General features: G+C 74.7%; 23 protein-coding genes. 10 read left to right on the top strand and 13 right to left on the bottom strand.

Translation table 11 applies throughout. The features are described 5' to 3' along the window. Positions 1 to 331: 331 nt before the first annotated feature. Together ABD823_RS15055 and ABD823_RS15050 are read left to right on the top strand one after the other, a co-directional pair. A complete protein-coding gene (locus ABD823_RS15055; protein ID WP_344859928.1) occupies positions 332 to 1753 on the top strand; it encodes an MFS transporter in 1422 nt (473 codons plus the stop codon). 205 nt (positions 1754 to 1958) lie between these two features. After that, a complete protein-coding gene (locus ABD823_RS15050; protein ID WP_344859926.1) occupies positions 1959 to 3386 on the top strand; it encodes a M20/M25/M40 family metallo-hydrolase in 1428 nt (475 codons plus the stop codon). A gap of 54 nt (positions 3387 to 3440) precedes the next feature. Here ABD823_RS15050 and ABD823_RS15045 read toward each other — a convergent pair whose 3' ends face one another. From ABD823_RS15045 to ABD823_RS15025, 5 genes are all read right to left on the bottom strand, one after another. Then, positions 3441 to 4367 (bottom strand): PfkB family carbohydrate kinase, encoded by a 927-nt coding sequence (locus ABD823_RS15045; RefSeq protein WP_344859924.1) that lies wholly within the window; start codon positions 4365 to 4367, stop codon positions 3441 to 3443. A gap of 56 nt (positions 4368 to 4423) precedes the next feature. Continuing rightward, positions 4424 to 5713, bottom strand: a complete 1290-nt coding sequence (locus ABD823_RS15040; RefSeq protein WP_344859923.1) for an erythromycin esterase family protein — start codon at positions 5711 to 5713, stop codon at positions 4424 to 4426. Then, positions 5703 to 5981, bottom strand: a complete 279-nt coding sequence (locus tag ABD823_RS15035) for a DUF2795 domain-containing protein (protein ID WP_344859921.1) — start codon at positions 5979 to 5981, stop codon at positions 5703 to 5705. The genes ABD823_RS15040 and ABD823_RS15035 overlap by 11 nt, the downstream gene beginning before the upstream one ends. A 100-nt stretch (positions 5982 to 6081) precedes the next feature. Further along, positions 6082 to 7374 (bottom strand): GAF domain-containing sensor histidine kinase, encoded by a 1293-nt coding sequence (locus ABD823_RS15030; protein WP_344859919.1) that lies wholly within the window; start codon positions 7372 to 7374, stop codon positions 6082 to 6084. 133 nt (positions 7375 to 7507) lie between these two features. Next, positions 7508 to 7960, bottom strand: a complete 453-nt coding sequence (locus ABD823_RS15025; protein ID WP_344859917.1) for an STAS domain-containing protein — start codon at positions 7958 to 7960, stop codon at positions 7508 to 7510. A gap of 437 nt (positions 7961 to 8397) precedes the next feature. Between ABD823_RS15025 and ABD823_RS15020 the strand changes: the two genes are divergently transcribed. The 3 genes from ABD823_RS15020 to ABD823_RS15010 all read left to right on the top strand — a co-directional run bounded on the left by ABD823_RS15020 (position 8398) and on the right by ABD823_RS15010 (position 11113). Next, positions 8398 to 8757 carry a DUF3040 domain-containing protein gene (locus ABD823_RS15020; protein WP_344859915.1) on the top strand — a complete coding sequence of 120 codons (360 nt, stop codon included), beginning with the start codon at positions 8398 to 8400 and terminating at the stop codon, positions 8755 to 8757. 136 nt (positions 8758 to 8893) lie between these two features. After that, positions 8894 to 10216, top strand: coding sequence for a Na+/H+ antiporter NhaA (gene nhaA / locus ABD823_RS15015; RefSeq protein WP_344859914.1), 1323 nt, complete (start codon positions 8894 to 8896; stop codon positions 10214 to 10216). Between the two features lie 144 nt (positions 10217 to 10360). Then, positions 10361 to 11113 carry a class I SAM-dependent methyltransferase gene (locus ABD823_RS15010; RefSeq protein WP_344859912.1) on the top strand — a complete coding sequence of 251 codons (753 nt, stop codon included), beginning with the start codon at positions 10361 to 10363 and terminating at the stop codon, positions 11111 to 11113. A 223-nt stretch (positions 11114 to 11336) separates the two neighbouring features. Here ABD823_RS15010 and ABD823_RS15005 read toward each other — a convergent pair whose 3' ends face one another. The 3 genes from ABD823_RS15005 to ABD823_RS14995 all read right to left on the bottom strand — a co-directional run bounded on the left by ABD823_RS15005 (position 11337) and on the right by ABD823_RS14995 (position 15272). Further along, the gene (locus ABD823_RS15005) at positions 11337 to 13448 is read right to left on the bottom strand and encodes a TerD family protein (protein ID WP_344859910.1); all 2112 of its coding nucleotides are present in this window, start codon (positions 13446 to 13448) and stop codon (positions 11337 to 11339) included. A 57-nt stretch (positions 13449 to 13505) separates the two neighbouring features. Beyond that, entirely contained in the window at positions 13506 to 14126 is a 621-nt protein-coding gene (locus ABD823_RS15000) for a pyridoxamine 5'-phosphate oxidase family protein (protein WP_344859908.1), read from the bottom strand. 156 nt (positions 14127 to 14282) lie between these two features. Beyond that, positions 14283 to 15272 carry a glucosyl-3-phosphoglycerate synthase gene (locus tag ABD823_RS14995; protein WP_344859907.1) on the bottom strand — a complete coding sequence of 330 codons (990 nt, stop codon included), beginning with the start codon at positions 15270 to 15272 and terminating at the stop codon, positions 14283 to 14285. Between the two features lie 424 nt (positions 15273 to 15696). On the opposite strand from ABD823_RS14995, the gene ABD823_RS14990 reads away from it, so the two are divergent. After that, entirely contained in the window at positions 15697 to 15963 is a 267-nt protein-coding gene (locus tag ABD823_RS14990) for a hypothetical protein (RefSeq protein ID WP_344859905.1), read from the top strand. Positions 15964 to 16176: 213 nt separating this feature from the next. Further along, positions 16177 to 17028: a DUF72 domain-containing protein gene (locus ABD823_RS14985; RefSeq protein ID WP_344859903.1), complete on the top strand. Its 852-nt coding sequence runs from the start codon at positions 16177 to 16179 to the stop codon at positions 17026 to 17028. A gap of 175 nt (positions 17029 to 17203) precedes the next feature. Here the strand turns inward: ABD823_RS14985 and ABD823_RS14980 are convergent, their stop codons facing one another. The 3 genes from ABD823_RS14980 to ABD823_RS14970 form a co-directional block, all read right to left on the bottom strand. Continuing rightward, positions 17204 to 17491 (bottom strand): hypothetical protein, encoded by a 288-nt coding sequence (locus ABD823_RS14980; RefSeq protein ID WP_344859902.1) that lies wholly within the window; start codon positions 17489 to 17491, stop codon positions 17204 to 17206. Continuing rightward, positions 17488 to 17985, bottom strand: coding sequence for a hypothetical protein (locus ABD823_RS14975; protein WP_344859900.1), 498 nt, complete (start codon positions 17983 to 17985; stop codon positions 17488 to 17490). Before ABD823_RS14975 ends, ABD823_RS14980 begins: the two co-directional genes overlap by 4 nt. A 101-nt stretch (positions 17986 to 18086) precedes the next feature. After that, entirely contained in the window at positions 18087 to 18533 is a 447-nt protein-coding gene (locus ABD823_RS14970; RefSeq protein WP_344859899.1) for a MarR family winged helix-turn-helix transcriptional regulator, read from the bottom strand. Between the two features lie 125 nt (positions 18534 to 18658). On the opposite strand from ABD823_RS14970, the gene ABD823_RS14965 reads away from it, so the two are divergent. Beyond that, entirely contained in the window at positions 18659 to 19537 is an 879-nt protein-coding gene (locus ABD823_RS14965; RefSeq protein WP_344859897.1) for a TIGR03619 family F420-dependent LLM class oxidoreductase, read from the top strand. A gap of 31 nt (positions 19538 to 19568) precedes the next feature. Beyond that, positions 19569 to 20015, top strand: coding sequence for a nuclear transport factor 2 family protein (locus ABD823_RS14960; RefSeq protein ID WP_344859895.1), 447 nt, complete (start codon positions 19569 to 19571; stop codon positions 20013 to 20015). Between the two features lie 12 nt (positions 20016 to 20027). On the opposite strand, the gene ABD823_RS14955 is transcribed toward ABD823_RS14960, so the two are convergent. Then, positions 20028 to 20837 carry an SGNH/GDSL hydrolase family protein gene (locus ABD823_RS14955; RefSeq protein ID WP_344859893.1) on the bottom strand — a complete coding sequence of 270 codons (810 nt, stop codon included), beginning with the start codon at positions 20835 to 20837 and terminating at the stop codon, positions 20028 to 20030. An 89-nt stretch (positions 20838 to 20926) separates the two neighbouring features. On the opposite strand from ABD823_RS14955, the gene ABD823_RS14950 reads away from it, so the two are divergent. Beyond that, the gene (locus ABD823_RS14950) at positions 20927 to 21340 is read left to right on the top strand and encodes a hypothetical protein (RefSeq protein WP_344859891.1); all 414 of its coding nucleotides are present in this window, start codon (positions 20927 to 20929) and stop codon (positions 21338 to 21340) included. Here the strand turns inward: ABD823_RS14950 and ABD823_RS14945 are convergent. Further along, the gene (locus ABD823_RS14945; protein ID WP_344859889.1) at positions 21267 to 21626 is read right to left on the bottom strand and encodes a PRC-barrel domain-containing protein; all 360 of its coding nucleotides are present in this window, start codon (positions 21624 to 21626) and stop codon (positions 21267 to 21269) included. The two genes, ABD823_RS14950 and ABD823_RS14945, sit on opposite strands and share 74 nt — an antisense overlap. Between the last annotated feature and the right edge of the window lie 11 nt (positions 21627 to 21637).

Raw genomic sequence — 21637 nt, 5'->3', positions numbered from 1 at the left:
TCGCCGGGCCGGCCATTCGGATGTGATATAAGGCGGCCCGTCCTCCCCGCTCCCGTCCTCCCCGCTCCCGGCCACCCCGCGGCCCGTCCGCCTGCGCGGGAGGAGGGGCCGCGGAAAAAGTTGAATCCTCAACCTGAAGGTGCTCAGAGCGCGCCTGCGCCCGCCGATGGACTGCGCGGAGGGACACACCGTTCACCGTCCGGCGGCGGCGCGCCGTACACCCGCGCACCACTCGGACCTCCCCGCCCGGCCGGCGCCGTACGGCGCCGCGGCGGGGACGGCCGCGGCGGCTCCTCCCACCCCGTGAGAACCCGAGTGAGGAAGCGTCACCGTGCTGCGAAACCCCGGCATGCTGCGCGTGCTGCGGCACCACAACTACCGTATGTGGGCCGGCGCGAACTTCATGTCGATGATCGGAAGCTGGACCCAGGTCATGGGAGTCAACTGGCTCCTGCTGTCCGTCTCCGGCTCGGCCACCAGTCTCGGCCTCGGCCTGTTCCTGCAGTCGGCGCCGGGCCTGCTGATGACCTTCGCCGGCGGGTCCCTGGCCGACCGCCTGCCCGCCCGGCCGCTGGTGGCGGCGGGGCACGCCCTGCACGGAACGCTCGCCGTGGTGCTGGCGGTGATGGTCTTCACCGGGGTGGACAGCGTCTGGCCCGTCTACGCGGTCGCCCTCGTCGGCGGGGTGCTGCCCTCCCTGTACTTCCCCGCGCTGGGCCGGTTCGGCGCCGAGGTGGTCGGCCCCGACGACCTGCCCGACGCCCTGTCCCTCGGCGCGGTGATCACCTCCGTGGGACGCGTCCTGGGCATGGGCCTGGCCGGGGTGCTCATCCCCGTCGCCGGGACCGGCGGCCTGTTCGTCATCGACGCGCTCGGCTTCGCCGTGGTCGTGGCGGCGATCTGCCTCATGCGCGGCGGCGAGCTGCACCCGCTGCCGCGCGCCGCCGCGGAGGACTCCGGGGCCGTGGCCGGGCTGCGCTACATCGGCCGGACCCGGTGGCTGCTGGTCCTGCTCCTGTTCGCCCTCGTGCTGGGCGCGCTGAGCCGCAACTACCAGGTCACCATGACCACGATGAGCCAGGGGCCGCTGCAGGCCGGGGCAGCCGGGTACGGGACCCTGTCCGTCGTCTTCGGGGCCGGCGCCGTCATCGGCGGCCTGTACGCCGTCCTGCGGCGCCGGTTGACCTTCCCCGTCCTGTTCGCCGCCGCGGCGCTCACCGCCGTCGGCCAGGCGGCGGGCGGCGCCATGCCGGGCCTGCTGCCCTTCGCCGCCGTCCTGCTGCCCGTCGGCGCGAGCGCGGTGATCCTCGACACCACGATCGGGGCCCGGCTCCAGCTCGGCACCGACCCTCGGATGCGGGGCCGCGTGCTGGCCGCGCAGTCGATGGTCACGGGAGCCGCCGGCGCGCTGGGCGGACCGCTGCTGGGCGTCCTGTGCGACGCCCTGGGCCCGCGCGCGGCCCTCACCGGAGCGGGGCTGGCCGCCTCCGCGGCGGTGTGCGCGGCCGCCCTGGCGATGGCGGGCGCGCTCGGGCACCGGCTCCGCCTGCCCGCCGTCGCGTCGATCACCGCCGCGCTCGTCCCGCCGCGCGGCTTCCGCCGTCCGCGGCGGACGGCGCCGGTGCGGCCGGTCCGGCCGCACGCGGCCCGCCGCGCCCGGCGCCCGGTGCCGTCCCGGCGCGTGCCCGCGGCGCCCCCGGCCCGCTCCTCCGGCCCCGCACGCCGCCCCCGGCCCGGCCGGCACCCCGCCTGAGCCGCGAGGGGACCGGCCCGGGAGGGACCGCTCCCGCCGGTCCGGGCGCGCGGGATCCGGAGCCACCGGGCGGCGGCCGGTCATCCGGCCCCCGCCCGCCGTGCGGCGCGACGAGGACGCGACCGCGTCGTCCTTCCCTGATTTCCTGGTAAAACGGCAGATCGCCACGGTGGGGACCGGCGGGTGCGCGCCTAGCATCGCCGTCATGACAGCAGATGACGGCCGCACCGGTGACGAGGCCGTGCACCGGTTCCTGCGCGAGTACCGCGAGGAGTTCCTGCGCGAGCTCGGCGACTGGGTGCGCATCGCCTCGATCTCCTCGATGCCGGAGCACGGCGCGGACCTGCTGCGCTCGGCGAACTGGCTGACCGGGCGGCTGCGCGAGATCGGCTTCCCCGCCGTGGAGCTGTGGCAGACCCGAGACGGCATGCCTGCGGTCCACGCCGCCTGGTGCCGGGAGCCGGACGCGCCGACCGTGCTGGTCTACAGCCACCACGACGTGCGCGCCGTGCACGCCGACACCTGGGGCGAGTCGCTGCCGTTCGAGCCGCAGGTGCGCGACGGCAAGATGTACGGCCGCGGCGCCTCCGACGCCAAGGGGCAGATCCTGGCCCACCTGTGGGGTCTGCGCGCCCACCTGGCGGCGACCGGCCGCGACGCGCCGCCGGTCAACCTCAAGTTGCTCGTCGAGGGCGAGGAGGAGATCGGCTCCCCGCACCTGGCCGCCCTGCTGGACGACCACCGCGAGGAGCTGGCCGCCGACCTGGTCGTGCTCTCCGACACGATGATGTGGTCGCCGCAGGCCCCGGCGCTCTGCACCGGGCTGCGCGGCATGCTCAGCGCCAAACTGCAGGTGTTCGGGCCGTACCGGGACGTGCACAGCGGTGCGGTCTCCGGGGCCGCGCCCAACCCCTGCGCCGAGCTGTGCAAGCTGATGGCGCAGCTGTACGACGAGCGGGGCAGGGTGACGCTGCCCGGCTTCTACGACCGGGTGACGGAACTGTCCGCCGAGGAGCGGGACCGGATCAACGCCCTGCCCTACAGCGACGCCGACTGGCTGGAGCGCACCGAGACCCGCACGGTCGGCGGCGAGGACGGCCACAGCGTGCTGGAGCGCGTCTGGACCCGACCGGCGGTGGAGATCCTCGCCTTCATCGGCGGCGACCCCGTCGGCGCCTCCCGCGGCGCGATCCCCTCGGTGGCCTCGGTGGACCTGAACCTGCGCCTGGTGCCGGACCAGCGGGTCGCCGAGGTCGCCGAGCAGCTGAGGGCCTGGGTGGCCGAGCGGATCAGCGACAAGGTCGACTACCAGCTGGACGTCTCCCTGGAGGCCGCGCAGGAGCCGTACCGCACCCCGCCGGGCCATCCCGCGCTGGAGGCGCTGGGCCGGGCGATGGAGCGGGGGTTCGGCGTCCCGGTGGCGGGGGAGATGCGCAACGGCGGCGGAGCCCCGGCCCAGCTGCTGCACACCTCCCTGGACGCGCCGGTGGTCTTCTTCGGCACGGGGCTGCCGACCGACCGCTGGCACGACAGCGACGAGCGGGTCGAGGTCGACATGCTGCTCAAGGGCGCGGCCACGATGGCCTTCTTCTGGCCCGAACTCGCCGAGACCCTGGCGGGACGGCGGGGCTAGGGCCCGCCCGGGCCGCCGGGGACCCGCCGTGGTGACGCGGCCGCCGTGGCGGCGTCAGGTGCCGGACGCGAGCAGGTCGTCGATCTCGGGCGCGGTCGGCAGGGGCGGCAGGGCGCCCGGGGCGGTGGTCACCAGGGCGGCCGCGGCGGCGGCGCGGCGCACCGCCCGGCCGGCCGGGTCGCGCCGGGCGATCCCGAGCGCGAGCGTGCCGGTGAAGGCGTCACCCGCGCCGCTCGGGTCGGTCACCGGCACGGCGCGGCGGGGCAGTCGCGCCTCGCCCCCGTCCCAGGCGGCCAGATCGCCCTGCGAACCGGCCTGGAAGACCACGAGCGACGGCCCCCGGTGCCGCGCCAGCGCGGCGGCGTGGCGGGCGCCGTCCCAATCACGCACCTCGGCTCCGGTGAGGTGCCGGGCCTCGGCCGCGTTGGCCCGCACCGCGGTGGCCATGGCCAGCAGCTCCGGCGCGACCGGCTGGGCGGGCGCCGGGTCGAGCAGCCGCGGCACGCCCGCGCTCTCGGCCCGGTCGAAGGCGGCCTGTACGGCGGGCTGCGGCACCTCCAGCTGGGCCGCCACCACGCCGGCGGAGGTCAGGGCCGCTCCGGCGGCCAGCACGTGCTCGGGGCGCAGCGCCGCGTTGGCGCCGCGCAGCACGACGTCCCGGCTCTCGCCGTCCGGTTGGACGATCATGACGACCTGCTCGGTGCGCACGCCGTCGTCGCGGGTCATGTACCGGGTGTCGACGCCCTCGTCGGTGAGCCGGTCCAGCACCTGGTCCCCGGCCGCGTCGGCTCCCACGCGGCCGACCAGGGCCACCCGGCCGCCCTGGCGGGCCGCGCAGACGGCCGCCACGACGCCCTTGCCGCCCGGTCCCGTCCAGCCCGCCCGCGCCTGCACGGCGCGCCCGGCCGCGGGCGGCTCCTCCACCAGGACGGTGACGTCGACGCCGGCGCCGCCGACGACCACCACGTCGTAGCCCGTCATCATCCGCCTCCTCCCGGTACGGCGGGGCACCGGATTCCACCGTGCCGCCGGTCTCCTCACAGCCCGCTGGGGAAGGCCTCCGGCTCCGTCTCGCCGGGCGGCTCGCCGTGCAGCGGGCGCAGCGCCCGGGTCTCGTCCAGCCAGACGAACGCGTCGTAGCGGCGGCCGGGCACGGTGCGCACGTAGTTGCGCAGGTGGTCGAGCTCGGGGTGGTAGACCACGCCGATGGCCCGGTGGCCGACCGGGCGGTCGTACCAGCCGGGCCGGTCCGCGCCCGCGGGCGGCACGACGAACAGCGCGCGCTCCGGCGCGGAGGAGTGCAGCAGCGCCTCCAGCGACCCATGGCGGGCGGGCGGGACCGCCATGACCTCGGCCGGGGCGTCCCAGGCCTCGCCCGCGACCACCGTGCCCCGGTGCGTGCCGAAGCCGACCAGCACCACCGCGCCGTTCCCGTCGCCCGCGCCGTGCCGTTCCCGCACCAGCTGCCCGAGGTTGGTCATCCCGGCCGCGGCCATGTCGGTGGCGCGGGCGTCGCCGACATGGGTGTTGTGGGCCCACACGACCGCCTTGGCGCCGTCGCCGTAGAAGTCGGTCAGCCGGTCGAGGGTGTCGGCCATGTGGGTGTCGCGCAGGTTCCACGAGTCGGGCCCGCCGCGCACCATGGCCCGGTAGTACTCCTCGGCCCCGGCCACCACCTCGGCGTTCTGCCGTACGGCCAGGCCCGCCTCGCCGGAGGGGGCCGCCTGCCTGACCGCCGCCAGCATGCCGACGACCTCCTCCTCGCAGGAGCCGGGGAGCAGCCGGGCGGCCAGGCCGTACCGCTGCGGGTCGTGCCCGTAGGCCTCGAAGCAGTGCAGCGCGCGCAGCACCGTCTCGGCCTGCTCGGGCAGGTGCCGCAGCGCGTAGCCGCGCACGGCCCGCAGCGAGTCCCACAGGCTGTAGACGTCCAGGCCGTGGAAGCCGCAGCGCCGCTCCGGCGGGAGGGTCTCGTTCCAGGCGCGCAGCCACCGGCAGAACTCCGCGACCTCCTCGTTGGCCCACATGAACGCCGGCCAGCGGTCGAAGGCGTACACGGCCTCGTCGGGGGAGGAGCCCGAGGCGCCGGTGACCGCGCGGTGGACCCGGTCGCAGTCGGGCCAGTCGCCTTCGACGCCGACGAACCGGAAGCCCCTCTCGACGACCAGCCGGCGGGTCAGCGCGGCCCGCCAGGCGTAGAAGTCGTGCGTGCCGTGGCTGGCCTCGCCGATCAGGACGTAGCGCGCCTCGCCGATCCGCTCCAGCAGCGGGTCGAGGTCGGCGGGACCGTCCAGCGGCCGTGCCGACCGCCGGATCTCGTCAGGGCTCACGCCCGCCCCCTCGCACGGTCCGCTGGTCCCCGGCCGTGCGCCGCGGTGCACCGCCGGCGGGGGAGTCGTCCTGCGGATCACGCGGGACCGAGCGGAGGATCTCGTCGAGATCGGCGTAGGTGGCGATCGGCAGGTCGAGCAGGACCCCCAGGACCGCGTCGTCCGCTCCGGCGCCGGTCGCGTGCCGCACCACGGCCCGGTTGTCGGCCGGATACTCCAGACCCGCCAGGGCGCGGCGGATGCGTTCGGTTCCCGTTCCCGATGTCATGGCACCTTCTTCTCCCGGTCCGTCCCGGGCAGGACGCCGGCGCCGCGGACCCGGGCCCGCTCGGTGGCGCAGGCAGGGCTGCCGGGATGAGAAGCGCGAATCACTTCTTTTTCTGATACTCCGGTCCGCTACCCGCTTCGTCGGCGGCGACACGTCCACCGGCCGGACCGGGGACCGTCGGCCCGCCGCGGGGCGCGGGCAGGGTGAGATGGATGCACGCGCCCTCGTGCGGCTCGCTCTCCATCCGGGCGGAGCCCCCGTGCATCTCCATGATCTTCTCGACGATGGACAGGCCGATCCCGGTGCCCTGGGCGGCCTGCTCCTCGGCCTGCGGGGTGCGGTAGAAGTCATCGAAGACGCGCCGCAGATCGTCGGACTCCACCCCGATGCCGGTGTCGTGGACCTCCACCTCGGGCTCGGGGCCGGCGGTGACGACCACGTCGATCGCGCCGCCGCGGGAGGTGAACTTGATCGCGTTGTCCAGCACCTGCAGCAGCGCGGTGCACAGCTGCTCGGTGTCGGCCCACACCTCCACCCGGCCGAGCGCGTGCAGGTTCAGCGACAGCCCTTTGAGCCGGGCGGCGGGGCCGGACAGCTCGACCGCCTGGCGGGCCAGGCCGGACAGGTCGACGCGGGCGGGGGTGAAGGTGGCGGTCTGCGCGTTCAGGCTGGCCATCAGCAGCATCATGTCGACCAGGCGCAGCATGCGGTCGCCGTTGCGCTCGACGACCTGCAGGAAGTGCTTCTCGGTGGCCTCGTCCAGTCCGCCTTCCCGGACCAGTTCCAGGTAGCTGCGGATCGCGGTGAGCGGGGTGCGCAGCTCGTGGTTGACGTTGCGCAGGAACTGGTTCTTCAGCTGTTGCAGGGCGTGCAGCCGCCGCACGACCTCCTCGGCCTGGTGCGCGCGGCCGTGCAGCTCGATCAGGGTGACGGCGTGGGTGGCCAGGGTGCGCAGGGCCTGGTGCTGGGCGGCGTCCAGCCGGTGCGGCCGGTGGTCCATCACGCAGACCGTGCCCAGTGCGTTCCCCTGACTGGTGATCATCGGGGTACCCGTGTAGGACCGCACCCGCGGGGGGTCGGTCACGATCGGGTCGTCGCGGAAGCGCGGGTCGGCGCGGGCGTCGGCGACCTCCAGCGTCCTGCGTCCGGCGACGGTGTGCTCGCAGAAGGGAACCGGCGGGTTCATCCCGGTCAGGTCGGTGCCGGCGCGGCCCTTGACGTACTGGCGGTCCTCTGCGACGAGGTTGACCAGCGCGATCGGCGTGCCGCAGACGTGCGCGGCCGAGACGGCGATGGCCTGGAAGTCCGGCGCCAGCAGGCTCTCCAGCGCGTTCAGCTCGTCGAGCTCCTGCGTGCGCTCGGTGGCGTCGGACGCCGCCGGTGCCTCGGCCATCGACGCCTCCCCGCGTGTCCGCCGCTGCCTTCGGGTCCTCGCCGGTAGGTCCTACCCGGTCCGGACCGTCCGGTGCACGAGGTGGGTAAAGAGCGGGTCACGACGGCGGCGCGGGCGCGTTCCTCCCGGGCCGTCAGCTTCCGGCGGGACGGCGGAGGCCACCGGGGAACCGGCTCCTCAACCTCGTGAGGCGTCCGCCGGCCACCGGATCACCCTCCCGTACGGCGAGCGCGCTGGAGAGCGTGGGGTAGATCATGAAGCCGCGGTGCAGGCCGGTGATGCGCAGCAACCTGACCAGGTGCGGCCGGGGCGCGACCAGGCGCAGCGTGACGCCGGACTCCATGCTGTGCTGCCGGAGGCCGACCAGCACGCTCAGCCCGGCGGCGTCGCAGAACGACACCGCCGACAGGTCGAGGACGAGCAGGTCCGCGCTGCGCTGGAGCGCGTTGCGCAGGCGCTTGCGCAGCGCCGGACCGACGGCGGCGTCGATCTCGCCGTGCAGGGCGATGATGGTGTGGTCAGGCCGGCAGACGGCCAGGAGACTCGCCCGGGTGCGGGCGGATCGGGCGGCTTGGACGGTGGTCATGGGATTCCCCGATCGGGATGGGTCGGATGTGGCGGCTCGTCCGGTGACGCGCGTGGCCGCAGGCGGGCGGGCGTGACCGGCGAGCGCCTGCCGCCGCGGGACGGCTGCCGGAGGACGGCGGGAACCGTCAGACGACGGCGGGAAGACGCGGTGGTCCGGGTGGTGCGGAAAGCGGTCCGGGTGTCATGGGCGGCAGTCTGTCCCGGTCCTGGAAGGGACCGCGCTGGTGAATCGCCGTGAACGTCGCCGGCCCTGACACCGGCGCCTGAGATATCCCCGGTTGCTTCAGTCTACCGCGATACGGGCCACGGCCCTGCCCGGTCATCCGGCGGCGCGGGCACGGGTCCGCGTGGGAAGGGCGTTGCGGGGTAGGGGGACGGAAGGCTTCCTGGAAGCCGCGGACCCACGGGAACGGACCCTGCCGGGGAGTTGGTGCCATGCTCTCCAGAGCGGAACGGAAGGCGCTGGCCGAGATCGAGGAACGGCTCGCCTACGAGGACCCCGACCTCGACGCCCTGCTGGCCGCGCCGCGCGGAGAGGCGGCGGGCGCGGCGGACGGCGACATGTGGATGGTGGGCGTCCCCTGCTGGCCGTGCCCGTACGTCCTTCCGCCCGGGGTCTCCGCGAAGCTGCCGTGGCCGGTGCTGGTGGCGGTGACGGCCGGCCTCCTGGCACTGGTGCTGGTGATCGGGCTCCTGGCCGGCGGGATGGAGACGGCTCCGCCGGAGGTGTTCTGCCCGGCCGGTGAGGCGGGCTGCGGCGGCGGCGCGCCCTCCTCGCCGCCGGCGGCGGGGTGACCGCGGAGGCCCGGAGCAGCCCTCGGGGCGCACCCGTGCCGCAGCCGTTCGAAAATCGTTCGGTAAACTGGGCCGCGGTGCGCCGGGAAGTCTGGTCGGCAACGTCCGACCCGTACCCGGAAACCTGGAGCGCCCTGTGACCCACCCCGCCCCGTCCCGGAAGCCGACCCTGCTCAGCCGGGGCTCCTGGCCCGAGGCCCGCCGGATCGGCGCCATCCTCCGCAAGGAGACCGTCGGCGGGGCGCTGCTGCTGGCCGGCGCCGTGGTGGCGATGATCTGGGCCAACTCCCCGTGGGCGGGCGCCTACGAGTCGCTGCGCGATCTGCGGGTCGGTCCCGAGGCGCTGCACCTGAACCTCCCGCTGGGCACCTGGGCGGCCGACGGCCTGCTGGCGGTCTTCTTCTTCGTGGCCGGGCTGGAGCTCAAACGCGAGTTCGTCGCCGGCGACCTGCGCGACGTACGGCGGGCCGCGGTCCCGATCGCCGCCGCGCTCGGCGGGGTGATCGCCCCGGCCCTGCTGTACCTGCTCGTCACCCGGGGTGTGGAGGGCGCGGGCAAGGGCTGGGCGATCCCCACCGCCACCGACATCGCCTTCGCCCTGGCGGTGCTGGCGGTCATCGGCCGGTTCCTGCCGACGGCGCTGCGCACCTTCCTGCTCACCCTGGCGGTGGTCGACGACCTGGTGGCCATCGTCATCATCGCGCTGTTCTACACCGACCACCTGGCGCCGGTCCCGCTGCTGGCGGCGCTGGTGCCGCTGGCGCTCTTCACCGCGCTGGTGCAGCGCCGGGTGCGCTCGTGGTGGCTGCTGCTGCCGCTGGCCGTGACCGCCTGGGCGCTGGTGCACGCCTCGGGGGTGCACGCCACCGTCGCCGGCGTGCTGCTGGGCTTCGCCGTACCGGTGCTGCGCAGCGACAAGGCGGGTGGTCCGGAGGCCGGGCCTGGCCTGGCCGAGCACTTCGAGCACCGCTTCCGCCCGCTCTCGGCCGGGGTGGCGGTGCCGGTGTTCGCGTTCTTCTCGGCGGGTGTGTCCCTGGGCGGGCCGGCCGGGCTGGTGGACGCCTTCGCCGACCCGGTCGTGGTCGGGATCGCGGTGGGCCTGGTCGCGGGCAAGCCGATCGGGATCATGGGCGCGACCTGGCTGATGTCCCGCTTCACCCACGCCGACCTGGACGAGGGCCTGTCCTGGGTCGACATGCTGGGGCTGTCGATCCTGGCCGGCATCGGGTTCACCGTCTCGCTGCTCATCGGCGAGCTGGCCTTCGGCATCGAAGGCGCCGGGCACGTCAAGGTGGCGGTGCTGACCGGTTCGGTGACCGCGGCGCTGCTGGCGACGGTGATCCTGCGCCTGCGCAACCGCGTCTACCGGCGCATCCACGAGATGGAGACCGCCGACCTCGACCACGACGGCGTGCCGGACGTCTACGAGACCGACCGGCCCGGCGCGGTCGGCGGCTGACCCCGGCCGCGGGGTACCCGGCCATCCCGAGCGGGAGCCGACCGGGATCACTCCGCGTGGACGGCCGTCGTGGGGCAGGGGGCGGCCGGGCGGCCCGGGAAAACCGGTGGACAGCGCCGCGCCCTCCCGGCGATCGTCGGGAGCATGAGAGCCGAAGAGATGAAACAGGAGGAGATCTGGGACGCCGAGGCCGCCCGGCGCTATGACACACCGGGCGTCGGCATGTTCGCGCCCGACGTGCTGGGGCCGACCGTGGACCGCCTCGCCGAGCTCGCGGGCGGCGGACGGGCGCTCGAGTTCGCCGTCGGAACCGGCCGGGTCGCCGTGCCGCTCGCCGCGCGGGGAGTGCCCGTCACCGGCATCGAGCTGTCGCGCCCGATGGTCGGGCGGCTGCGGGCGAAGGCGGACGAGGCGACGATCCCGGTGGTCGTCGGCGACATGGCGACCGCCGTCGCCCCGGGCGAGTACACGCTCGTCTACCTCGTCTACAACACGATCTCCAACCTGCTCACCCAGGCCGAGCAGGTCGCCTGCTTCCGCAACGCCGCCCGCCACCTCGTCCCCGGCGGCCGGTTCGTGATCGAGCTGTGGGTGCCCGAGCTGCGCAGGCTGCCACCGGGGCAGCACGCCACGGTCTGGCACTGCGAGCCCGGCTACATCGGCCTGGACACCTACGACGTGCTGCGTCAGCACGTCGTGTCGCACCACTTCCGGTTCGACGAGAGCAGGCGGGCCCGGCTGTCCCGCAGCCCGCACCGCTACGTCTGGCCGGCCGAGCTCGACCTGATGGCGCAGCTGGCCGGGTTCGAGCTGGAGAGCAGGCACGCGGACTGGACCGGGGCCGAGTTCACCGCCGACTCCCGCTCCCACGTGTCCGTCTACCGCCTCCCGCGGTGACCGCGGCCCCCGCCGGGCTGCGGGCGGCCCGGCGGCCGGTCGTGGGGAGAGCTCGGGAGCTGGGATGCCAGAAGGCCCGACGGGCCTCCCTGGAGTCGAACCAGGAGAGAAGGAAGCCCCCGAATGGCCTCACGACCGGCGTGCGAGGAGAGCGGGAAGACTGGAGCGTCCTTTTGGAGAGGTGAGAAGGAAGCCCTCCCATGGCCTCGCGGCGTCAACCGTATCAGGCGGGGATCAGCTCGTGCAGCGTCCCGGGCGTGTACACCCGCGAGCCCGGCGGGAGGCCGGCCGGCGCCTCCAGCCCGATGTAGGTGGTGTGCCCGGCCGTGGAGCCCTTCGCGCGCAGCAGGTCCACCAGGTAACGGACGCGCAGGTGGTCGCGCTCCACGATCGAGCGCACCAGCAGGGAGGCGGTGGCCCGGTTGCCCTCGACCTGGTTGAAGCCGGGATGCCCCTTCAGATAGAGGTGCAGCCACTTCACCCGCCACCCGCCGTCGTCGCCGCGGAGGAAGACCAGCGGCAGGGCGACGCGGCCCGACCCGCGCAGGTCGGACTTCATCCGCACGGTGCGCGGCTCGAACGGCCTGCCCTCCTGCGCGGCGTCCCTGGTCATGTAGCCGAAGAACGCCTCGGCGGCCTCGTCGAACGGCTCTCCGGCGTAGACGTGGACCTGGGGGACGACGATCGGCCGGGTCGCCTCGGCGAGGCGGACGTCGATGAACTCCGACGCGCCGTCGGGCGCCTCGACGAGGTCACCGGAGTACGTGGCGAAGCCGTTGGCGTGGTTGGTCCACGAGACGTGCTCCGGATCGCCGTAGGAGGCGTCCAGCATGAGCGCCGACAGGTCGTAGTCGGTGCGCCGCCCGGCCTGCCGCCAGTGGACGAAGAACCTGAGCAGCCCGCCGTCGACCGTCGAGACCGAGCCGCGGGGCAGCATGCCGAGCCCCGGCGCGGCGGCCTTGCCGGACAGCGGCAGGGCGACGTCGAGCACGTCGGGGTCGACGACCAGCTCGCCGGGGTCGGGGAGGCGGCGGGCGATCTCCTCGTCCAGGACGGCCAGCGCCCGCGACAGGACCTCCTCGCCGAGCGGCGGCCGGGAGTCCGGCGCCGCCCACGCCCTGCCGTACCGGTTGGCGAAGACGCGGCCGGCGGCGGGGGCGAGCCGGTTCTGCAGGTGCTCGCGCAGGGAGAGCAGGACGCGGCCGGAGGCGCCGGCCGCGGCCCGCTCCGCGGCCTCCAGCACGACCCGCGCGGACGGGCCGGTCCGCAGCAGGTGGTCGAGGCGGCGCAGCAGCGCGCCGGGCGCCTTCTCCAGCAGTTCGACGGCCTCGGCGGTACGGCCCTCGGCCAGGGCGGTCTCGACGCGGCTGTCGAGCCCGGCGGCCCGGCGCTCGCCCCTGGCGACCTCGAAGACGTGGGCGGCACGCGGGAAGCGCGGGTACTCGTGGGGGTGCAGCCGCTCGCCGAGCCGCTTCCACTGCTCCCGGTGGCGCGGCACGTCACCGAGCTTGGCCGGGGAGGCGACGGCGTCCAGGGCCTGCAGCAGGGCGCGGCGCTCGGCGCGGCGGAACGAGCGGATCCTGGTGGGGACGGCCAGTGTGACGTCGCCGCCGGAGCAGCCGCAGGCGAGCCGGAGCACGTCGGTCACCGTGTCGACGAGCAGCGGGCGGCCGGCGGCCAGCCGCGCCTCGTTGACGACGGCGCGGTTCTCGCGCACGGGGATGCGCTCCGGCGCCTCGGCGCAGAACGACGCCAGCAGACGCAGCGCCTCCAGGTCCTCGGCGGCCAGGGGCACCTCGGAGCCCGCCAGCGACAGGTAGAGCGCGTGCGCCTCCTCTTCCAGGCTCCCGCCCGGCTCCAGCACCGTCACCCGGTCCCCGGCCAGCGGGACCAGCTCGGCGTGCGCGGCCAGCAGGTCGGCGTAGGTGTGCCGGTAGCGGCCGTAGCCCGGCAGGGTCAGCAGGTCGAGCGTCGCCTGCCGGACGGGCGGAGCGGCGGCCGGGTCGAGCAGGGTCTCGCGCAGCAGGCCGGCCCAGAACTCCAGGGTGCCGGGCACGTTCGCGGGGAAGTCGATGAAGTAGGCGTTGTGCCGGACGTGGTCGCCCACCAGGGTGCGGACGGTGGACAGGACCCGTACGCCGAGGTCCACGACGGCCGCGCCGGGCAGCGCGGACAGGCGTTCGAGCAGGGCCGGCGAGCACGTGAAGCCGACGCTCAGCAGCGCGGCGTCGAGCTGCCGGGCGGCGGTCTCCCCCCAGTCCGGCGTGGCGGCGCCGGGAGCGTCGAGGGGGACCCGAAGCCGCCTGGCGATGACGAGGCTTTCCAGGTTGTCCACCGGCGCACCTTATCGCCGGAACATGCCTGCGCTCTGCGGATTTTCCGGACGGCGGGATCAGCCGTAGAGGCGCCGGAGGTAGGACTCGCCGTAGTAGTCCTCCAGCTGCTCCAGCGTCTCCTCCACCTTCTGCACGTCCTTGACCAGCCTGGCGTGCGAGGGCAGGACGTCCGGCGTCCAGGTGCCGGGCCGCCACAGCTCCGAGCGGAGGAAGGCCTTGGCGCAGTGGAAGAAGATCTGCTCGATCTCGACCACCAGCGCCAGCCGCGGGCGGTGGCCCTTCACGATCATCTCGTCGAAGAACGGGGCCTCGCGCACCAGCCGGGCGCGGCCGTTGATCCGCAGGGTCTCGTTCCGGCCCGGGACCAGGAAGATCAATCCGACGTGCGGGTTCGCGAGGACGTTGACGAAGCCGTCGGCCCGGCGGTTGCCCGGCCGGTCGGGGATGGCGATCGTGGTGTCGTCCAGGACCCTGACGAACCCGGCGGGGTCGCCCTTGGGGGAGACGTCGCAGTTGCCGTCGGCGTCGGAGGTGGCGACCAGGCAGAACGGCGAGTTCGCCAGCCACTGGCGGTCGCGTTCGTGCAGCCGGGTCCGCTCCTTGGTCACGGCCCGCGGCATGACCTCGCCGAGCAGCTCGCGCAGCTCGCTCTCCGACCCGATCTCCACCCAGCTCATGCGATCTCCCTTCGGGGGTTTCCTCCATCCTGCCAGGGAACGCGCGGCGGAGCAGCCGCCCGTCCTCCGGCCGCGGCTGCCGGCGGCGGTGACGGGGCGGGGGAGGCGGCGGGGGCGGGGATACGGCGGGGGCGGCCGCGGGGAGCGTCCGGGACCTCAGCGGGATCCCCGCTGCGGCACCGGCAGGGAGCCCGCGGTGTACTCCGGGATCGTGATCAGCGGCGGGCGCTCGTGCACGTCCACCCTGCTCTCCCGCGGCCGCCAGACGTGCCCGGCGCGGTGGAACTGCACCATCAGCTCCCCCGGCCGGTCCGCGGAGACCAGCCGCCCCTCCCGCTGCAGCCGCGACCAGGCGGTGAGCATGATGTGACCGGCCATGCGGCCCAGCGCGTCGGTCGGCTGGTGGGAGTGGACCCGCACCCCGAGGTCGACCTGGGCGAGGGCGGTCAGGCCCGCCAGGTGGAGCAGGTCGACGAGCAGGCCGAGTTCGACGCCGTAGCCGGTGACGAACGGGACCCGCTCCAGTACGGCGCGCCGGCCGGCGTACTCACCGGCCAGCGGCTGGACGAAGCCGGCCAGCTCGGGCCAGTACAGGTTGATCAACGGGCGGGCGACCAGTTCGGTCACCCTTCCCCCGCTGTGCGGCCGCGTCGTCGGGCCGTCGGCGAGCGGCCGGTCGTAGCAGCCTTTGACGTAGGCCAGCGAGGGGTCGGCCAGCAGCGGCCCGAGCAGCCCGGTGACGAAGTGCGGATCGAAGTCGCGCAGGTCCGCGTCGACGAACACGACCAGGTCGCCGGTGGTGGCGGCCAGTCCCTTCCACAGCGCCTCGCCCTTGCCCGTCATGGCGCCGTACCCGCGCAGCATGCCGTCCTGGTCGACGACATGCGCGCCCGCGGCCGCGGCCACCCGCGCGGTCGCGTCGTGCGAGCGCGAGTCGACCACGACGAGTTCGTCCACCAGGGGCAGGCGCTCCTGCAGGTCCCGCCGGATCCGGCCGACGATCTGCCCGACCGTGGGCTCCTCGTCGCGTGCGGGAAGGATCACGCTGATCCTGTGATCCCGCTTGGCGGCGAGCACCGCGTCGGGCGGCCAGTCGGCGGTCCGGCTGGTGCGGGTGCGCAGCCAGCGGCTGACGTCAGGGAGCATCACCCTCCAAGGGCGACAGAGCGGATCCCGTCACGGCTCGGGTCCTTCCTGCTGGACGGCCATCGTGGTGTTGTTTGCCCCGGTTTATCCGATTCAACCCGGCGGGGAGGAGCGAGGGCCCGCCGCCGGGAGGGCTCCCGGCGGCGGCGTACCGGTACGGGTGCGCCTGCCGTCCGCCGGGGGTGTGCGGCCTCCGGCGGCCTCCCGCGATGGCGGGATTTCCCCGTTTTCCGGACAGTGGTCGCCACACACTGATCGTTACTATAAGTGAAGTAATGGTTACTCTGTGTGTTTGTGGGGAGAGTGGTCGGGTATCAGCGACTTGGTCGCGGTTCCACCTGCTCGGGAGACGGTCGAGGTGGGGCCGGGCATCGACCGCGGTTCCGGCCCGTGAGGGCCGGTGAACGGAAGGAGAGCACATCCCATGAGCAAGACACTGATGCGCATCGCGTCCACGGGCGTCACCGCGGCCGCGCTGATCCTGTCGGTCCCGTCCGTCGCCATGGCGGGCGGCGGCAACGGCTGCGGCTGGGGCGCCTGCGGCTACGGGGGCGGTTACGGCGGCTGGGGCGGCTACGGGGGCGGCTGGGGCGGCAACGGCGCCTTCTACAACGCCAACCAGACGGTGTCCGGCCCGTACGGCGCCGCCAACTACAACATCAACACCGGCACCGGCGGCTGGCTCTGGTGATCCGGCCGTGAGACGTCTCCGGTGATCCGGAGCGGAGGCCCCGCCCCCGGGTGGGGCCTCCGTCGTGGGCGGTGCGGGACGGCGGGTCCCGCTGCGCCGTGCCGGAGCGGCCGGGGCCGGGTCCGGCGGGGCGCAGCGACCGGCGCGGGCCGGGGCGCGGTGACGCGACCGCCGGTCGGCGGAGCCCGGCGGTCCTTCGGTAGCGTCGGAGCCATGCGGCTTCATGTGGGATGCGCGATGTGGACGCACAAGCCATGGCAGGGACGCCTCCTGCCCCACCCGCTCCCTCAGGACGAGCGCCTGCGGGCCTACGCGAGCTGGTGCAACGCGGTCGAGGGCAACACGACGTTCTACGCGACGCCGGCGAGGGGCGCGGTGGAGTCGTGGGCGCGGCAGACCGCTCCCGACTTCCGGCTCGTGGTCAAACTGCCCAGGCAGATCACGCACGGGCACCGCCTCACCGGCGCCGGCGAGGAGCTCCGCGCCTTCCTGGAGGCGATCGAGCCGCTCGGCCCGCGGGCACACGCCCTGTGGGTGCAACTGCCGGGGTCGTTCGGGCCGGCCGACCTGGGGGTCCTGGCGGCGTTCCTGCGCGGGCTGCCCGCCGCCCACCGGTACGCCGTCGAGGTGCGCCACCGTGCCTTCTTCGAGGACGCCCGGGCCGGGAGCCTCCTCGAACGCGTCCTGTCCGGCGCCGGTGCCGAGTGGGTCCCGTTCGACACCACCACGCTGTTCCGGAGCCCTCCGACCAGCGACGCCGAGCGGGACGCCTGGACGAAGAAGCCGCGGCTGCCGCTCCGGACGCGCGCGCTCACCGACCGCCCGATCGTGCGCTACCTCGGCCGGGACGACACGGCCCGCACGGTCGAGGGGTGGCGGCACTGGGTCGGCACGGTCGCCGAGTGGCTGCGCGAGGGCCGCTCGCCGACCGTGTTCGTCCACACCCCCGACAACGCCGAGGCGCTCGTGCTCGCCCGCCGCTTCCACGACGAGGTGCGGGCCGTGCTGCCCGAGGTCGAGCCGCTGCCCGAGCCGGTCCCGGCCGAACCGCCGACGCTCTTCTGAGGCGCCGTCCCTGCGAGGCGCCGTCCCTGCGAGGCGCCGACCCCGCGACGGCCGGATCCGCCGGCCCCGGGCGGGACCGGGAGGCTTCGCGGGGCGGGGAAGGCACCGCGGACGCCCGCGGACCGGCGCCCGGCGCCGCCGCGGAGGACGGGCGGCCCCGCGGGCGTCCGGCGCGTCATCCCTCCTGGGCGGCGCGGGCGGGCTGCGGGGAGTGAGCCCGCAGGTGCCGCAGGGCGAGCAGCCCGCCGACTCCCGGGACGAAGGCGCGCCACCGGGTGCCGGACGGCGCGGCGGAGGGGGCCATCGAGGCGGTGGCGATGACGACGAGGTAGGACATGCCGTGCACGGGGCCGGTGGGCGTCGTGATCGCCTCGGAGTGGACGGTGAGCAGGTTGGCGAGCAGGACCGCCAGGGAGGCGGCCTCCAGGCCGGCCGCGATCCGCAGGACGCGCAGGGGGGTCACGCCGCCGCCCCGGAGCCGGGCCGGACGATCATGAGGACGGCGACGGCCGCCCACAGCAGGTTGTAGACACCGGCGAGCATGGAGAGCGTGCGCAGCCGCCGGCCGTCGTCGGGGACGTTGAGCGCCTCGCGCTGACGCGGGTGGATCTGCGTGGCCAGCACGGCGCCCGCCGTGGCGGTGAGGATCATGGAGACGGTGATCCAGATCTCGCCCATCCGGCCCTGGACGGTGGCCAGGGCGAGTCCGGCCAGGGGGACGATGAGGCCGAAGGCGGCGTAACCGCCGGTGATGCGGTGCAGCGCGGCGGCCACGGCCCGGTTCCGCTCGCCCGGCTCCGGCGGCGGGGCGTCGGCGGGCGCGCCCGGGCCCGCAGGCCCGGCGGGGACGGCGGCGGCGACCGGCGCGTAGCGGGGGAACAGGCTCGCCGCGACGGCCGAGCCTCCGACGAACACGATGCTCGCCAGGACGTGCACCGAGAGCAGCACGTGGTCCATGGACTCTCCTTCCGATCTTCAGATTGCCTGAAGCCTACGTGAAGCTTCAGCCAGTCTGAATGTCGGGGTGGGGGAGGCGGTGCCGCGGCGCCGAAGCGGGGTCAGGGCGTGCCGCCGCCCGGGAACGCGGTGCGGACGGTCTGGGCGATCCGCCGCTGGATCGGGTCCGCGTCCGGCCCGAACAGCAGGTCGTCGACCGCGGCGACCGCCTCCCTCGCCGCCCGCAGGAGGCGGTCGCCCTCGGGCGTGATCTCGATCGTCGAGGCGGACCCGGCCCGGGCCGTGCGGTCGCGCACCAGCCCGGCGGCGGCGAGCGCCTTCACCGCGGTGTGCACGCTCTGGACCGTGATCCCGGACATCCGGGCCAGATCGCTGAACGACACCCCCGGCACGCCGGCGATGTGGCCGAGCAGGCCGAGCCTGCCGACCGTGAGGTCCAGCGGCGCGAGGGCGGTGTTGAGTTCGGTCTCGATCCGGCGCGCCAGCGTCAGCAGGACGATGGAGGGACTGGTCACGGGCGGATCGGGGCGGCCGGTCTCGGTACTCACCCCTCCAGTCTCCCGTACGGCGGGACCCGCGGGGGCGGGTCCGGCGGAGCGGGACCGGAAGGGGCCGGGGGGCTCCACCGGTCGGGCGTTTTTAATTGAAACGCGTTCTATTATGCTTTCGGTTCATGCGGTTCACCTATGCCGAGGCCATGACCGACCCGTCGTACCATCTCCCGCTGGCCAGGGCCGCGGAGGCCGCGGGATATGCGAGCGTCAGCGTGGCCGACTCCCTGGTCTACCCGAGGGAGTCCGACGCCAGGTACCCGTACACCGCGGACGGCGGCCGGGAGTTCCTGGAGGACAAGAGCTTCATCGAGACGTTCGTCCTGATCGCGGCCATGGGCGCCGTGACCTCGACGATCAGGTTCACGCCGTTCGTGCTCAAGCTGGCCGTCCGCCCGCCGGTCCTGGTGGCCAAGCAGGCGGGCTCGGTCGCCTGCCTGACCGGCAACCGGCTGGCCCTCGGGGTCGGGCTCAGCCCGTGGCCCGAGGACTTCGCGGTGATGGGGGTCCCGTGGCGGCGGCGCGGCAGGCGGATGGACGAGGCCATCGCGGTCATCCGGGGGCTGACCGGCGGCGGCTACTTCGAGTACCACGGCGAGTTCTACGACCTGCCGCCGGTGAAGATGACCCCGGCCCCCACCGAGCCGATCCCCATCCTGGTCGGCGGGCACAGCGAGGCGGCGCTGCGCCGGGCGGCCCGCCTCGGCGACGGCTGGATGCACGGCGGGGGCGGCACGGAGGAGCTGGACGCGCTGCTGGCCAGGCTGGCCGCCCTGCGCGCCGAGGAGGGGACCGCCGACCGGCCCTTCGAGATCCACGCGATCTCCCCCGGCGCGTACACCGCGGACGGGGTCAAGCGGCTGGCCGACAAGGGCGTCACCGACCTGATCGTCGGCTTCCGCGCGCCGTACGTCAAAGGGCCGGACACCGAGCCGCTGAGCAGGAAGATCGAGAAGCTGGAGCGCTTCGCCGAGACCGTGATGGCGGAGGTGAACCCTTGATGGCGGACGGTAACACGTTACAGTTTTTGGTATGAGTGATTTCGCGGCCGTCGCCTGGGAGGCGCCGGACGGCGACCACCCCGCGCGCCGGGCGGCCCGGGCGTCCATGGCCGCGGTCGCCGCCGGCCGCAGGGAGGACTGGCTCGGGCTGTTCGCCCCGGACGCCCTCGTCGAGGACCCCGTCGGGCCGTCGATGCTGGACCCCGAGGGGAAGGGGCACGCCGGACGCGGCGGGATCGCCGCGTTCTGGGACGCGCACATCGCCTCGGTGCGCGCGTGCCGCTTCCGGGTCACGGACTCCTTCGCCAACGGCCCGTGCTGCGCCAACGTCGCCTCCATCGCCATGACGCTGGAAGGCGGCGCGACCATGACGGTCGACTGCGTGATCGTCTACACCGTCGACGATGCGGGGGCGATCACCTCCCTGCGCGCCCACTGGGAGCCGGAGCGCGCGCTGGCCACCCTGACCGCTCCGTGACGCCCGCCCTCCCTACCGGAACAGGCGGGCCGGGACGGCGTCGGCCATCGCCCGGTAGCCCGCCGGGTTCAGGTGCAGGTGATCGCCGGTGTCGAACGCCGGCAGGAGCCGCCGCGGGTCGGCCGGGTCGCGCGTCACCCGGTCGAAGCCGATCACGCCGTCGAAGCGTCCGCCGGTGCGGATCCACGCGTTGACCCTCTGCCGGGCCGCCTCGCGGTGCCCCTCGGGGTCGTCGTAGGCGGTGTCGCCGCCGAAGGCCGTCAGCGCCGCGCCGTACACGCGGATGCCCTGCGCGTGGGCCCGGACGACGATCTGGTCGTAGGCCGCGGTCAGGTCGGCCGCGACCCGCTCCTGGGCGGCGGCGGCCTCGGCCGTGCCGATGTCGTTGACGCCCTCGAAGACGACCAGCCACTCGGCCCCGCGCTGCGCCAGCACGTCGCGGTCCAGCCGGGCCAGGACGTCGGGTCCGAGACCGTCGTCGAGCACCCGGTTGCCGCCGGCCGCCTGGTTCGGGACCGCGACGCCGGCCGTGGGGCGCTGGGCGTGCAGCCGGTCGGCCAGCCGGTCGGGCCGGCGGTCGTTGCCGTTGGCGGTGGAGCCCCGGCCGTCGGTCAGTGAGTCGCCCAGGATGACGGCCGCGGCGGTGGTGCCCCTGGAGAGCACCTCGACGCCGCTGAGGAAGTACCAGTGGCCGGTGGGGGTGGCCCCGGGCAGTTCCTCCGCTTCGACGTGGTCACCGGCCAGCAGGTGGGAGGTGGTCCGGGAGCCGGGGTGCGAGGTGATGGCGTCGGAGGCCTGGCCGTCGGCCAGGTGGATCGTCACGGTGAGGCCGGAGCGGGGGGGCGAGGTCGAAGTCCAGCGGGTCGGACACGACCTGCGCGCCGACCTTCCACGACCGCGGAGGGGCGGCCGTGGAAGGCCGCCGGCCGCGAGGTGCCGGCCTGGATCCGGCCGGCGCCGGCCCGCCCGCCGTACGGCAGGGCCACGGAGACCCCGGTGACGGGCAGCGGCGCGCCCGCACCGGCGGCCGTCGGCGCGTCGCGCTGGCGGCACTCGCGTCCCTCGTCCGGGACGGGCGGCTGCGCACCTCGCACGCGGGCAGGCTCTACGCCGTGGCGAAGGCCGGGGCGGACGACCCCGTCGAGAAGACCGCCCTGGCCCAGCGCTCCACCGTGCGCGAGGCGCTCGCCGCGCTGGCCGGGATCTCCGACGAGGGCGTCGGACGGCTGTCCGCGCCGCTCCGCTCCCGCCTCAGGACCCCGGAAGGCCCGCGTAGTAGTCGCTCAGCCGCCGGTGGAGGCCGGGCCCGGTGGAGTCGCCGGTGAGGTCGGGCTCCGGGGAGGCCTTGATCTCCTCCTTGGTGCGCGCGACGTAGACCTTGCGCTCCCCGGGGTCGATCCGGGTGACGACGCCCGCCGGGATCACCAGCTTCCGCTCGAAGATCCACGGGCCCGCGTCCACGACGATGTAGCTGTCGTCGGCCATGGTGCTCTCCTCCTCGACCACGCCGACCTTCCCGTCCGGGGTCTCCACCTCGAAGCCGATGAGGTCCAGCGACCGCTCGCCGCCGTAGACGTCCGGGCGGTAGTTCCACAGGTTCTCGACCGTCATGCTCAACCTCT

Source organism: Planomonospora alba, assembly GCF_039534085.1.
Classification (GTDB): domain Bacteria; phylum Actinomycetota; class Actinomycetes; order Streptosporangiales; family Streptosporangiaceae; genus Planomonospora_B; species Planomonospora_B alba.
Note: the sequence above shows the minus strand (reverse complement) of the source record. Positions and strands in the feature narration are given on the sequence as shown.

What these genes read in the sequence shown, in the direction of transcription:
- ABD823_RS15050 (WP_344859926.1), top strand. Translation starts at nt 1,959, where the DNA reads ATGACAGCAGATGACGGCCGCACCGGTGACGAGGCCGTGCACCGGTTC.
- ABD823_RS15045 (WP_344859924.1), bottom strand. Translation starts at nt 4,367, where the DNA reads ATGACGGGCTACGACGTGGTGGTCGTCGGCGGCGCCGGCGTCGACGTC.
- ABD823_RS15035 (WP_344859921.1), bottom strand. Translation starts at nt 5,981, where the DNA reads ATGACATCGGGAACGGGAACCGAACGCATCCGCCGCGCCCTGGCGGGT.
- ABD823_RS15030 (WP_344859919.1), bottom strand. Translation starts at nt 7,374, where the DNA reads ATGGCCGAGGCACCGGCGGCGTCCGACGCCACCGAGCGCACGCAGGAG.
- ABD823_RS15025 (WP_344859917.1), bottom strand. Translation starts at nt 7,960, where the DNA reads ATGACCACCGTCCAAGCCGCCCGATCCGCCCGCACCCGGGCGAGTCTC.
- ABD823_RS15020 (WP_344859915.1), top strand. Translation starts at nt 8,398, where the DNA reads ATGCTCTCCAGAGCGGAACGGAAGGCGCTGGCCGAGATCGAGGAACGG.
- ABD823_RS15010 (WP_344859912.1), top strand. Translation starts at nt 10,361, where the DNA reads ATGAGAGCCGAAGAGATGAAACAGGAGGAGATCTGGGACGCCGAGGCC.
- ABD823_RS15000 (WP_344859908.1), bottom strand. Translation starts at nt 14,126, where the DNA reads ATGAGCTGGGTGGAGATCGGGTCGGAGAGCGAGCTGCGCGAGCTGCTC.
- ABD823_RS14995 (WP_344859907.1), bottom strand. Translation starts at nt 15,272, where the DNA reads ATGCTCCCTGACGTCAGCCGCTGGCTGCGCACCCGCACCAGCCGGACC.
- ABD823_RS14990 (WP_344859905.1), top strand. Translation starts at nt 15,697, where the DNA reads ATGAGCAAGACACTGATGCGCATCGCGTCCACGGGCGTCACCGCGGCC.
- ABD823_RS14985 (WP_344859903.1), top strand. Translation starts at nt 16,177, where the DNA reads ATGCGGCTTCATGTGGGATGCGCGATGTGGACGCACAAGCCATGGCAG.
- ABD823_RS14975 (WP_344859900.1), bottom strand. Translation starts at nt 17,985, where the DNA reads ATGGACCACGTGCTGCTCTCGGTGCACGTCCTGGCGAGCATCGTGTTC.
- ABD823_RS14965 (WP_344859897.1), top strand. Translation starts at nt 18,659, where the DNA reads ATGCGGTTCACCTATGCCGAGGCCATGACCGACCCGTCGTACCATCTC.
- ABD823_RS14960 (WP_344859895.1), top strand. Translation starts at nt 19,569, where the DNA reads ATGAGTGATTTCGCGGCCGTCGCCTGGGAGGCGCCGGACGGCGACCAC.
- ABD823_RS14945 (WP_344859889.1), bottom strand. Translation starts at nt 21,626, where the DNA reads ATGACGGTCGAGAACCTGTGGAACTACCGCCCGGACGTCTACGGCGGC.